Raw genomic sequence first — 11,785 nt, forward strand, 5'->3', positions numbered from 1 at the left:
CCGCATGCCCGGCCACATGAACGTCCTGCTGGCCGAGGCCAATGTCCCCTATGACGAGGTGTTCGAGCTGGAGGACATCAACAGCGAGTTCAGCTCCTGCGATGTGGCCTTCGTCATCGGCGCCAACGACGTCACCAACCCGGCCGCCAAGACCGACCCGCAGAGCCCGATCTACGGCATGCCGGTGCTGGATGTGGAGAAGGCTGGGACGGTGCTGTTCATCAAGCGCGGGATGGCGGCAGGGTACGCCGGGGTCGAGAACGAGCTATTCTTCCGGGACAACACCATGATGCTGTTCGCCGACGCGAAGAAGATGGTCGAGGGGATTGTGAAGGGGCTTTAGTCGCTCGCGTCGAAGGTCTCGGCGCATGTAGCTACCGTCTTGATCTCACCGATCCTGCAACTCCGGCCGCATTCGAAAGTGGGAGCACCACTATCGCCTGCTTCAATCATCGCTCGCCGCCCCGGCGCAAAGGAGTGGGATTGAACGGCCTCCTGTCCAGCGAACCGGCACATCTCTCGGCCGAAACCCGATGTGACAACTGCAAACCCGCCTGTGCCCGCCGGATAGACAAACAAGGTCCAATCCTTCGCATCGCCACAGGCACCGGCGGACGATCCGAGGATGAGGACCGCGGCAAAGAAACTGATCCTCACGCTGCCGCGTTCTCGAACTTCAGCACTCCCGCCGCCTTCATGTCCGCGTACAGCGCCTCAGGACTCCAGTCATATCCATTCGGCCAGGTCAGGGCGCCGAAATCGAGGAAGACCTCGTTGAAGAACGCGGGGTCGCGGAAGGGCAGGGTGACCGGTTTGTCGCTGGTCGCGAGGTGCGAGAAATCCCATTCACCGGCGAGGCCGTCGGTGAATTGGAGCCACAGCCGATAAGGGCCGGTGACGCGGTATCGACGGACGTGAACGACTTCTCTCATTTCTCTTCACCCAGACCCGGGATGCGACCCAGGTCGTTGGTTTCGCCGCGCTCGGCGACGGCCCACGCGGCCATCAACTCAGCAATATACTGTAATCGCCATTCCTCGACCAACCGTGCAATGCGGGGTGGCAATCGCCCGACTGTGATCTTGCCCGTCTCAATCGCGATCACGGCGACGCTCGATTCGTAGTAGGCGTGAAAATGCGGAGGCGGATGGTCGCTGACGAACATCCGTATCGATATTCCGTAGAACCATGAGATCGTCGGCATTCAGCCAACCTAACACGGATAGATTGTGTTCTCCATGCTCATCGCGGGTGAGGTTACCGTCCAACTCGACGAGATGACGGCGCCGCGCCGGCTCATCGCGCCCCTGCTGCTGGCGATCTGTCTGTCGGGCGCCGCCTGTCATCAGGCCGGTCCCGCCGGCGAGCCCGACCTGGGCGAGCGAGCCAGCCAGCCCGGCCCGGCCGCCGGCTCATCTGTCCGGGTCGAGGTGCCCAAGGTGGAGCGCGAAGGCGTCTGGCAGCCGACGGCCGGCGGAACCCAGATTCCGCTCTGGCCCGCAAACGTCCCGCTCGCCAAGCCCGACAGCGGCGATCAACCCGAGGCGACCGGCAACGGCTCGCCGACCGTCGGCGGCCGGAGGTGGCACTGGGCCAGCTACGTCACCCGACCGACCATGACGATCTATCGGCCGAAGGGGCGCAATACGGGCGCGGCGATGATGGTCCTGCCCGGCGGCGGCTTCCATGCGGTGGCCACGGACCTCGAAGGCACTGAAATCTGCGATTGGGTCATCCGGCAGGGGATGACCTGCGTCATGCTGAAATACCGGACGCCCCAGGTGTGGCCGAGGGTGAACGGCCGGCAGCGGCGGCCGGACGTCCTGCTGGGTCTGGAAGACGCGCAGCGCGCGATGGGCTTGCTGCGCGAGCAGGCCGACGAATACGGCATCGATCCGCGCAAGATCGGGGTCATCGGCTTTTCCGCCGGCGCCTATCTTGCGATCAACATGAGCAATACCGAGGCGCGCACCTATCCGCTGACCGACGCGGCGGATCGAGAGTCCCCGCGCCCCGACTTCGCGATCGTGGCTTATACGGCCCGTGTTCTGGACACCAGCCGTCGGCGCAACGAACTCGAACTGGCGCCCTGGGTGACCATCAGCCCGAACGCGCCGCCGACGCTGATCATCCATGCCATGGACGACCCCGTCGACGACATTCGCCAGCCTATGGCCTATGCGCTGGCGCTGAACGACGCCGGGGTGCCGGTCGACATGCGCCTCTATGCCAGGGGCGGCCACGCCTTCGGCTTGCGCCCGACCGCCGATCCGATCACGCGCGAATGGCCGGGGCAGGTCGAGCAATGGTTGGGCTCGCTCGGAGTCCTGTGACGACGGCCTTGAACTCGGCTGCGTCACCCTGTCCGCCCTTTGCGACATTGCGTCCGGCCCCTGCAGACCCCGTCGCGCGTTATGATCTGTGGCGCCGGCCCATTGCGGCCGAAGCGCCGGAAAGTCTGCTCCCATGGTCAACAAGATCCTCGAACCCGACGACCGCGCCCTCGAAGAAGAGAAGGACGCCGAGCCCGTCGTCCACCACGAGCCCAAGGGCTTCTCGGACCGGTTCGCGCTCGGCTTCACCAAGCTGCTTCGCGTCTGCGCCGACACCTTCTTCGCCAAGAAATACGGCCACCGGGCCATCGTGCTGGAGACCGTCGCGGCTGTGCCGGGCATGGTCGGGGCGACGCTGCAGCATCTGCGCTGCCTGCGCGAAATGCGGGATGACGAGGGATGGATCCGCACCCTGATGGAGGAGGCGGAGAACGAGCGGATGCACCTGATGACCTTCATCGAGGTGGCCCAGCCGACCTGGTTCGAACGGATGGTGGTCCAGCTGGCGCAGGCGATCTTCTACATCGGCTTCTTCCTGCTCTACCTGATCTCGTCGCGAACGGCGCACCGGGTGGTCGGCTATTTCGAGGAAGAGGCCGTGATCAGCTACACCCTGTATCTGAAGGAGATCGACGAGGGCCGGTCGCCCAACGTCCCGGCTCCGGCCATCGCCATCCACTACTGGAAGCTGCCGGCGGACGCGACGCTGCGCGATGTCGTGCTGAAGGTCCGGGCCGATGAGGCGCACCACCGCGACGTCAACCACGGCTTCGCCAGCACTCTGGCCAAACTGCCGCCCAGCCCTGTACCGTCAGCCCCCTATCCGCCGCATGCCACGGAGCTGAGGGGCGCGGCCTGAGGGGAGGGCGACCATGGCGTATGAGGCCAAGACCAAACCGACCGAGGTCTCGGTCGCGGACTTCATCGCCGCCGTCGAGAACCCGCAGCGCCGGGCCGATGCCGAGACCCTGTGCGCCCTGCTGGAAGAGGTGTCCGGGGAGCCGCCGAAGATGTGGGGGCCGTCGATCATCGGCTTCGGGAGCTATCACTACCGCTATGCCAGCGGGCATGAGGGCGATGCGCCCCGGCTCGGCTTCTCGCCCCGCAAGGCCCAGACCGTCCTCTACCTCATGTCAGGGTACAAGGGGCAGGAAGCCACGCTCGCGCGTCTGGGCAAGGTGAAGACCAGCGTGTCGTGCATGTACATCAACCGGCTCGACCAGATCGATATGGGCGTGCTGCGCGAAATGGCGGTCGCCTGTCTGGCGCACATGCGCGAGCGCTATCCCGAAGACTGATCAGGCCGCCATGCGGAAGTCTTCGGCCGGGTCGAAGGCCGGGCGGGCCTCGTCCCACAGGGCGTCTTCGTCTGCGTAACGGGCCGACAGTCGGGCGTCGATGACGTCGATCACCTGTTCCTCCAGCCGGTCCCAGATGACGGCCAGATCGCCGCAGCCTTCGGCCTCGCAGGGCACGATCAGATAGCGGTTGGCGGCGACGGCGGCGTGGGGGGCGAACGAGCGGGCCATGGGGTGTCTCCGGGAAGCGGGTCTCTGTTGAAACTCACCGTGGAGCAGCGTTGCGTCAAAAACGGTCGTATGCCATCGTCGGCGCATGAGACAGGACAAGGCGGCCGTGGTGATCGAGCTGGCGCGGCGGATGGCCGCCAGCGCCGAGGGCCTGACGCTCGACGAGATGGCGCGCGAGAGCGGCGTCGGCCGGCGCACCGCCGAGCGGCTGCGGGACGCGGTCCTGGCCCTCTATCCCGCCGCCGAGGAGGTGTCGGATCCGCCCACCAAACGCTGGCGTATCCGCGGGGGGCTGTCGGCCTTTGAACAGGCCCCCACGACGACCGAACTGGTTGAGTTGAGCAAGGCGGCACAGGGGCTGCGGGCGGCGGGCGAGCCGGGCCGGGCGGCGGCGCTGGAGGGGCTGGAGCGCAAGCTGAAGTCGGCCATGCGGTCGACCACCCTGAACCGGCTGGCGCCCGATCTGGAGGCGCTGGTGCGGGCCGAGACCATCGCGGTCCAGGCCGGACCACGACCGTCGGCGGATGAGGCGGTTCTGGCCGAGATCCGGCAGGCCATTCTGGCGGGCCAGCCGCTGGGCTTCATCTACAGCCGACCGGGCGCCGAGGCGCGGCGTCGCAGCGTGGCGCCGTGCGGGGTGATGTTCGGCCGCGCCAACTATCTGGTGGCCGCCGACCGCGAGAGTGGCCGCATCCAGACCTTCCGTCTCGACCGGATGAGCGCGGTCCGCGCCGAGGACGGGGTGGCCGCCCCGCCCGCCGACTTCGACCTTCAGGCCTTCGCCAGCCAGTCGTTCGGCATCTATCAGGACGAGATCGAGGATGTTGTGCTGCGGGTCACGCCGGACGGCGCGGCCGAGGCGCGCGCCTGGCGCTGGCACCCGACCCAGACGGTCGAGGATCGGGCCGACGGCGGCGTCGAGGTGCGGTTCAGGGCCAGCGGTATGCGGGAACTGGCCTGGCACCTGTTCAGTTGGGGGGACCAGGTGCAGATCGTGGCGCCGGCGCGGCTGAAGACGATGATGCGGGAGGCGCTGGAGGCGGCGACCCGCGCTCTGGACAGGAAGCGCTGATCAGTCGCCTGCCCCCCGGCGATCCTCACGCATATGATAGATGCGGGCGATCACGACGGCGTCTTCCCGGACACGAAATTGAACGACGTAGCCGGAAATCCCGAAGGGGATCATCAACTCCCGTATTCCATCCGGCCCTTCGGGCGCGCGATCCGGCATCTTGTCCAATGACCGAAGACCGGACTCGATCGCGTCCATCGCGCGGCGGGCGGCTTCGTCACTCTGGCCGGCGAGAAAGGCATTCAGCCGGAACAGGTCCGACCTCGCCTCAGGTGCGACGGTGACCCGATGGTTCACGCCTTCGATGCCAGCCTTGCTTCCAGATCGGCTCGGACGTCCCGCAAAACGTTTTCCAGCGGGATCGACACACCCGTGCGATCGTATTCCGCCAGGGCGATCCGCGCCTGTTCGCGCTGGTAGAGCTGCACCGCTTCGGTTCGCTGGTCGGCAACCTCGAACGGAGAGGCGTCTTCGGCGACCCCGATCGGGGACAGGGCGGTGGCGATGATCCTGCTCAGATAAGCCTCGACGGTCAGGTTGAGGGCGGCGGCCTCGGCGCCGGCGCGCGCCAGGATCGCGGCGTCCAGCCGGATGGTCAGGGGGAAGCGAGCCATGCGTTGATACTAACGGAGGTGTGACGCTCAATCTACCAATCCGAGGTAGAAACGCCGGGCCCGATGGAGGGAAAGAAGCGCAATACCCCAACCGGTCGGCGAACCCGGGACGGCGCCCTCGATCGGACCCAAGCCTGACCAAAGCTTAAGCTGACGCACACCGCTGACCCGCGCTACGCGACAGGCTCAGACGGGGAGGGGCACATGCGTCCGGTATTGATTGCGGTCATGGCCGCTGTTGCGATGGCGGCGAGTGCGCCGGCGGCCTCGGCGGGCCAAGTACGGGATGGCGCGGCGATCGCCCCTTCGCAGCCCGCCGTAACCGTCACCCGGGACGGCGACGCCTGGACGGCGGCGTATGAGCTCGACCGCGACGCGCCGGTCTGGGCCTTCTTCCGTTCGGCTCTGATCCAGGAGTCGCGTCGGTCATGGCGGGCGGCGCAGTGGCGGGTTCTGACACCGGGTGTGGTGCTGGAGCGCGCCGGAAACTACGACATCCTGCGCACGGTCGACGGCGGGGCCCTGCCACGCAGTGTCCGCATCGCCTTCACGCCGAGGTCCGAGAACCTCGAGGCTGACTACAGCGTGCTGGCCTTCACCGACGGCTCTGTCGCCCTGCCCAGCGGCCAGTTCGACGTGTTTCCGCTCGCGTCCGTCGGCGAGGCAGAGGCGGCCCCGCTCGATCTGAACGGCTATCCCCTCGCTACGGGTCCTGCCGAGGTGACCTGGAGGGACCGGGCCGGGCCAATCCTGTTCCGGGGGCAGCGCGCTTCGGAGGCCACAGCGGTCCAGGCAGAGACCTATGTCCTGTTCGGTGAGGCCGATATGGTTGAGAGCGAGCGACTGGTCACGGTCATCGACCCGCAGCTGCCGCCGTGGATCAGCGGCGCCACCGAGGACTTTGCCCCGCGGGTGGCCGACGTCTATGCCGCCCGGCTGGGTCCCGGCCAGACCGACCGCCCGACGATCATGGTCAGCTGGGCCGGCCCGACGTCCGGCATGACCTCCATGGGCGGCAGCGTCCTGCCGGGTCTGATCGTCATGCGGTTCGAGGGCTCGGGCGTGGTCGAGCCGACTGCGCGGGTGCTGGGCGCCGCGCGCTGGTTCATCGGCCACGAAAGCGCGCATTTCTGGCTGGGGCAGGTCGTCCGCTACGAGCGCGCCCGCGACGCCTGGATCACCGAGGGTGGGGCGGACCTGATGGCGATCCAGGCCCTGAAGAGCATCAATCCTGCCTATGACGCCCGGGCCGAGCTGCAGAAGGAGATCGACGACTGCATCCGTCTGGCCGACGAACCGGTCGTCGAAGCCGCCGGCCGGGGCGAGCATCGGGCGCTGTACGCCTGCGGGGCGGTGTTCGGCATGGTCGCCGAGGGCGCGCAGCGGCGGGCGACGGGCGGCGACTGGTTCGATTTCCTGCGGCCGCTGATCGACGCCAGTCGTGAGGACGGGGTGCTGACGCGGGCTGAGTGGCTGGATGCACTGGATGCCGTGTCGGGGGATCCGTCGCTGCGGCGGGATATGGAGATGCTGCTGGACGAGGGATCGCCGCAGGCGGGCGACATCGTTGCGGCGCTGTTCGACCGTTCAGGGGTCGCCTACAGCCGGGACGAGGACAAGGTGCGGCTGAACTGACCGGATCGCCGGCCGGGTTTCGATACCCAGCGCATTAAGCGCTGCCGACCAGTCGACGAACTTCAGCGCCGGAGTTCCAGTACCGACCCGGCCATGAAGAACCACCACGCCGCCCGGGAAGCCCTCCAGTTCGCCGCCGTAAGCGTCCAGGCTGCCAAGGCTGTGAACCCGGGGCCCGCCGGGTCCCTCACGCACCTCGACACGACCCAGCCAACGGAGGTCATCCCTCTCGATGCGCCAGAGCGAGATGGCGGCGCGGTCGTGATCCAGGCTGGCCAGATAGGTATGCGGCAGGGTCGAGAGGACCGAGACGCTGGCGCTGCGGGGAACCACCGGCGGGCCCGACTGGCCCATGAGCCGGGGCGGACCGGTTAGTTGCGGATTCAGCGAATAGCGCCAGAATCCTCGGCGTGCATGGCCGACATACAGATGGTTCTCGCCCGTAACGATGGCGCATCCCGTACCCGGCCGGTTGATGCGGAAGCGGCGTATTTCCCGCGACACAAGCCCCCCGTCCGGGCCCTGGGTAACCGTGAAATGTCGCGCTTCGCCCCGGCGATCGAAAGCCACGACCGAGATGCCGGGGTCGATCTGCCGCATGCAGATCCCCCGGGGATCGGACAGGTCGGTGGCGATTTCACCCCATCGACGCATCGGCTGGTCGTCGCTGCTGTCCAGCCGGAAGAGGACGATCCGGGTCCGGCCCGACGACCGCTCGGTTCCGCCGACGACGACGGCATAGCTGTTCATGAGGGGCAGGGCGGCGACATCGATGTCGGTCAGAGAACCCGCAGGCAGGCGCTGCTCGTTCGCTCCCGAAAAATCGCGAACGTCCAATCCCCCGTTTCCCGGAGCGATGGCGACGAAGCCGGCGTTCACCAGCGCCGTCGGCGCCCGTCCGTCGCCCCACCAGCTGGTGATCTGACCCAGGCGATTGTTGGAGATCGGGGGCGCCGCCGCCGCCTCCCTCGCAACGACCGGAATCGCGGGCGGCAGACTGGCGCAGGAGGCGAGCGACAACGCGGTGACAAAGCAGAGCGCGAGGCGAAATGACATTTCCGGTTCTCCGGCGAACCAGAACTCAACCCTAATTTGTGCGGCTCTGCAATGCGCGGAGGGGGCTACCCCTTGCGAACGGACACGGACCCAACGACCTCGCCCCGGCCGGTTATCATCAACCGCGGCCGATCGGCGGGGTGGTCGGTTCCCTGGAGCACGACCCCGGCGGCAAGCCTACGGCGGCGTGGCCAGGTTGAGCCTCATCCGGGTTTCAATCTCGGCCTGCTGGAGGCCGAACATCATGTCCGGCGTGACCCTGTAGAGAGCATCAATAAAAGCGCGGTCAGAGCGTGTCAGGGCGCGCGGCGGCCTGGCGCCGGATTCGTCGAAAAGCGACAGGATGGTTCTTTGGTCCGCGGTGGAAGGCTCGGAAGGCAGATCGACCAGGGCGACGAAGGCCAGATAAGCCGCCAGGGAGTCCAGCGGCGCCGCGGCGGCTCGCCCGGCGTCCACAAGAATGATCGTCTGCTGGATGGCGCGCGTGCTGGCGACCCTCAATCGCGACTGGGGCAGGGGCCGTTGGTCCGTTCGCACGAGATGCTGCCATCGGACCGGCCGCGACGGGCCGAGGAATCGGGCGACCGCCTCCGGGCGCGTACTGAACATGTGGTTCCGGTTCAGGCGGGTGAATGTCCGTGCGAAAGCGTCCGCATCCGTCGAGATCACGACCGCAACCGTGGGGGTGCAGCCGGGTGCGCCGTGGGGAATGTCGAGAGACCGGAAATTGGCTGCGATCTGGGCGGTCAGATAGCCGTTCACCTCGGGCGCGCCGCCGACGACGTCCACACATAGCCTGTGGTCCCAGCGCGCAATCTGCCCGACGTAACGACCGTGCTCACCCGGCAATGTCACACCGGCGACAAAGCGCCGAACTGGGTCGCTCGCCGGTTGCTGGACCGTGATGTCGGGCAGTGTGTTCGATGGTTGCTGCGGCGCCGGGTCCTGTCCCGCGAACAATGCCAGCGCGAGTACTGTGGATGCCACCATAGCGGGATGCTCGCCCGGCACGGGCCAATGTGTCAATCGCGCTCGCCCTTGGGACGCCCTCAGCCACCCGCGAACGGATACGGGCTCACCGACTTGGCCCAGTCGTCGACCACCAGCGGGCGGTCGATCGGCGGGGCGGCGCGTTCGGCGCAGGGGTGGCGGTGGCACAGGCGGCAGGCGGGGCCGATGGGGGTGACCTCGGGGGCGGTCAGGTCGAGGCCGCGCGCACAGGCCAGGCGGTGGGCGTGTTTCAGCTCGCAGCCCAGGCCGATGGCGAGGTCATGGCCCTCGGTGAAGGCGTCATGGCCCTGGCGGTCGACGGTGCGGGCGAGGGTGAACCAGCGGCCGCCGTCCGGGGTCTCGATGATCTGGGTGATGACGCGGCCGGGGGTGCGGAAGGCGGAGTGCAGCCGCCAGCGCGGGCAGGCGCCGCCGAAGCGGGAGAAGGGGAAGGCGCCCGAGGCGAACCGTTTGGAAATGTTGCCGGCCTGATCGACCCGCATGAGGAAGAAGGGCACGCCGCGCGCCGTGGGCCGCGACAGGGTGGTCAGGCGATGGGCGGCCTGTTCGTAGCTGACGCCGAACCGGGCCTGGAGCCGGCCGAGATCGTAGCCGGTCTCCTCCGCCGTGCGCTGGAAGGGGCCGTAGGGCATCAGGATGGCGGCGGCGAGGGTGTTGGTCAGGGAGACCTTGAGCAGACGGCGCGTGGGGTCGTCGGGCGCGGCGGCGGCGGCGGCGAGGGTCGTCAGTTCGGCGTCATGCTCGGACAGGGCGAGCTGGAAGGCGACGGCGAAGGCGCGGGACGAGGGGCCGAGGGTCTCGGACAGCAGGAGCCGCTTGCGGTGCGGGTCATAGCGGCGGGTCCACTCGACCATGACGTCCGCCGGCAGGGTGCGGACGCTGAGGCCGTGGCGGGACTGGAGGCGGGCGCGGACGCGGGTCTCGAACGGTTCGCCGGGAGCGTCGGCCTCGAGCGCGGCGGCGAGTGTCTCGCCGAGGGCGTCGAGTTCGGGGAAGTGGTTGCGGCGCGACTGGACGTATTCACGAACCCAGTCGGAAGGGCTGTCGTCGGCGCTTCCGGCCTCTGCGCCGTCGCGGGCGCGGCGGTCGGAGAAGGCGCGGTACAGGCGCAGCAGGGCGTCGGCGGCGGCCGGCTGGTCCTCGGCCAGCTGCACGATCTCGTGCCGCGGGACGGCCATGCCCTGGAAGATGGGGTCGGCGAAGGCCTCGGCCAGTTCGGCCTCGGAGGCGGGACCGGCCGACTGGCCCAGGGTGCGCAGGTCCACGTCATAGGTGTCAGCCAGCCGTAGCAGCAGCTGGGCCGAGACAGGGCGCTGGTTGCGCTCGATATGGTTCAGATAGGAGGGCGAGACGCCGAGATCGCCGGCCATGGCGGTCTGGGTCAGGGCCAGATCGCGGCGCAGCCGCTTGAGGCGGCCTCCAAGGAAAAGCTTGCGGTCGGCGGCGGCGTCCATGGGCGGATGATAGTCACAATATGACTTAACAATCCATGTCACATCATGACCGAATGACGCGAATGTAGCGGCTAGTGCTGTGTCATTCGTGACTTTGGCGTGTTCTGCTCCTCGAGACCCGCGGCGATGTCCGCCGCTTCCGAGCCGAGACCGACATGACCACCAGCTTCGCCCATCTCGTCCCGTCGCCCGTCGGCCGCTTCGACGGTATCGAGCGGCCCTATACGCCGGAAGACGTCCTGCGTCTGCGCGGCTCGATCCCGATCACCCACACCCTGGCCGAGCGCGGAGCCAACCGCCTGTGGGAGCTGCTTCACGACGAGCCCTATATCAACGCCCTCGGCGCCGTGACCGGAAACCAGGCCATGCAGATGGTCCGGGCCGGGTTGAAGGCCATCTATCTGTCGGGCTGGCAGGTCGCGGCCGACGCCAACACCGCCGGGGCCATGTATCCGGACCAGTCGCTGTACCCGGCCAACGCCGCACCGGAACTGTGCCGCCGCATCAACCGCACCCTGCAACGCGCCGACCAGATCGAGCACGCCGAGGGCGGCGCCAAGCGGGACTGGTTCGTGCCCATCGTGGCCGACGCCGAGGCCGGTTTCGGCGGGCCGCTGAACAGCTTCGAGATCATGAAGGCCTTCATCGAGGCCGGCGCTGCGGGCGTCCATTTCGAGGACCAGCTGGCGTCGGAGAAGAAATGCGGCCACCTCGGCGGCAAGGTTCTGATCCCGACCCAGGCGCATGAGCGCAACCTGATCGCCGCGCGCCTGGCCGCCGACGTCATGGGCGCCCCGACCCTGATCGTGGCCCGTACCGACGCCGAAAGCGCCCAGCTGATCACCTCGGACGTGGACGAGCGCGATCGCCCCTTCATCGACCGCGACAACCGCACGCCCGAGGGCTTCTTCCGCCTGAAGGAAGGCACGGGGCTGGATCACTGCATCGCGCGCGGCCTGTCCTACGCCAAACACGCCGATGTCCTGTGGTGGGAGACCTCCCACCCCGATCTGGACGACGCCCGGCGCTTCGCCGAGGCCGTGCACAAAGAGCATCCCGGCAAGCTGCTGGCCTACAACTG

General features: G+C 67.9%; 15 protein-coding genes. 7 read left to right on the forward strand and 8 right to left on the reverse strand.

Features of this window, described 5'->3' with window-relative positions; all coding sequences use genetic code 11:
* Positions 1–343, forward strand: a 343-nt coding sequence (locus tag B3E43_RS09340) for an NAD(P)(+) transhydrogenase (Re/Si-specific) subunit beta (protein ID WP_292028756.1), incomplete at its 5' end; no start/stop codon positions are given.
* Between the two features lie 310 nt (positions 344–653).
* Here B3E43_RS09340 and B3E43_RS09345 read toward each other — a convergent pair.
* Both B3E43_RS09345 and B3E43_RS09350 read right to left on the reverse strand, forming a co-directional pair.
* Positions 654–932, reverse strand: a complete 279-nt coding sequence (locus B3E43_RS09345; protein ID WP_292028757.1) for a DUF2442 domain-containing protein — start codon at positions 930–932, stop codon at positions 654–656.
* Complete coding sequence (locus tag B3E43_RS09350) at positions 929–1,204, reverse strand: DUF4160 domain-containing protein (RefSeq protein ID WP_292028759.1); 276 nt, start codon at positions 1,202–1,204, stop codon at positions 929–931. Before B3E43_RS09350 ends, B3E43_RS09345 begins: the two co-directional genes overlap by 4 nt.
* A 34-nt stretch (positions 1,205–1,238) precedes the next feature.
* Here B3E43_RS09350 and B3E43_RS09355 point away from each other — a divergent pair, with 34 nt between their 5' ends.
* The 3 genes from B3E43_RS09355 (at position 1,239) to B3E43_RS09365 (ending at position 3,631) form a co-directional block, all read left to right on the forward strand.
* Positions 1,239–2,333: an alpha/beta hydrolase gene (locus B3E43_RS09355; protein ID WP_292028958.1), complete on the forward strand. Its 1,095-nt coding sequence runs from the start codon at positions 1,239–1,241 to the stop codon at positions 2,331–2,333.
* A 133-nt stretch (positions 2,334–2,466) separates the two neighbouring features.
* Positions 2,467–3,192 (forward strand): alternative oxidase, encoded by a 726-nt coding sequence (locus B3E43_RS09360; protein WP_292028761.1) that lies wholly within the window; start codon positions 2,467–2,469, stop codon positions 3,190–3,192.
* A 13-nt stretch (positions 3,193–3,205) separates the two neighbouring features.
* On the forward strand, positions 3,206–3,631 hold the full coding sequence (locus B3E43_RS09365) for a DUF1801 domain-containing protein (protein WP_292028763.1): 426 nt from the start codon (positions 3,206–3,208) through the stop codon (positions 3,629–3,631).
* Here B3E43_RS09365 and B3E43_RS09370 read toward each other — a convergent pair whose 3' ends face one another.
* Entirely contained in the window at positions 3,632–3,862 is a 231-nt protein-coding gene (locus tag B3E43_RS09370; protein ID WP_292028765.1) for a hypothetical protein, read from the reverse strand.
* An 85-nt stretch (positions 3,863–3,947) separates the two neighbouring features.
* Here B3E43_RS09370 and B3E43_RS09375 point away from each other — a divergent pair, with 85 nt between their 5' ends.
* Positions 3,948–4,934 carry a helix-turn-helix transcriptional regulator gene (locus B3E43_RS09375; protein WP_292028767.1) on the forward strand — a complete coding sequence of 329 codons (987 nt, stop codon included), beginning with the start codon at positions 3,948–3,950 and terminating at the stop codon, positions 4,932–4,934.
* On the opposite strand, the gene B3E43_RS09380 is transcribed toward B3E43_RS09375, so the two are convergent.
* A complete protein-coding gene (locus B3E43_RS09380) occupies positions 4,935–5,231 on the reverse strand; it encodes a type II toxin-antitoxin system RelE/ParE family toxin (protein WP_292028792.1) in 297 nt (98 codons plus the stop codon).
* The gene (locus tag B3E43_RS09385) at positions 5,228–5,548 is read right to left on the reverse strand and encodes a hypothetical protein (protein ID WP_292028794.1); all 321 of its coding nucleotides are present in this window, start codon (positions 5,546–5,548) and stop codon (positions 5,228–5,230) included. The genes B3E43_RS09380 and B3E43_RS09385 overlap by 4 nt, the downstream gene beginning before the upstream one ends.
* Before the next feature lie 204 nt (positions 5,549–5,752).
* Between B3E43_RS09385 and B3E43_RS09390 the strand changes: the two genes are divergently transcribed.
* Positions 5,753–7,183 (forward strand): hypothetical protein, encoded by a 1,431-nt coding sequence (locus B3E43_RS09390; RefSeq protein WP_292028796.1) that lies wholly within the window; start codon positions 5,753–5,755, stop codon positions 7,181–7,183.
* On the opposite strand, the gene B3E43_RS09395 is transcribed toward B3E43_RS09390, so the two are convergent.
* The 3 genes from B3E43_RS09395 to B3E43_RS09405 all read right to left on the reverse strand — a co-directional run bounded on the left by B3E43_RS09395 (position 7,136) and on the right by B3E43_RS09405 (position 10,704).
* On the reverse strand, positions 7,136–8,239 hold the full coding sequence (locus B3E43_RS09395; RefSeq protein ID WP_292028799.1) for a phytase: 1,104 nt from the start codon (positions 8,237–8,239) through the stop codon (positions 7,136–7,138). The genes B3E43_RS09390 and B3E43_RS09395 overlap by 48 nt on opposite strands.
* A gap of 177 nt (positions 8,240–8,416) precedes the next feature.
* Positions 8,417–9,250, reverse strand: a complete 834-nt coding sequence (locus B3E43_RS09400) for a hypothetical protein (protein WP_292028800.1) — start codon at positions 9,248–9,250, stop codon at positions 8,417–8,419.
* A 38-nt stretch (positions 9,251–9,288) separates the two neighbouring features.
* Positions 9,289–10,704 carry a helix-turn-helix domain-containing protein gene (locus B3E43_RS09405; RefSeq protein ID WP_292028802.1) on the reverse strand — a complete coding sequence of 472 codons (1,416 nt, stop codon included), beginning with the start codon at positions 10,702–10,704 and terminating at the stop codon, positions 9,289–9,291.
* 155 nt (positions 10,705–10,859) lie between these two features.
* Here B3E43_RS09405 and aceA point away from each other — a divergent pair.
* Positions 10,860–11,785 (forward strand): isocitrate lyase (gene aceA, locus B3E43_RS09410; protein ID WP_292028804.1); only part of this gene is annotated, 926 nt, incomplete at its 3' end.

Origin of the sequence: Brevundimonas sp. UBA2416 (assembly GCF_002343105.1) — a bacterium.
GTDB lineage: Bacteria > Pseudomonadota > Alphaproteobacteria > Caulobacterales > Caulobacteraceae > Brevundimonas.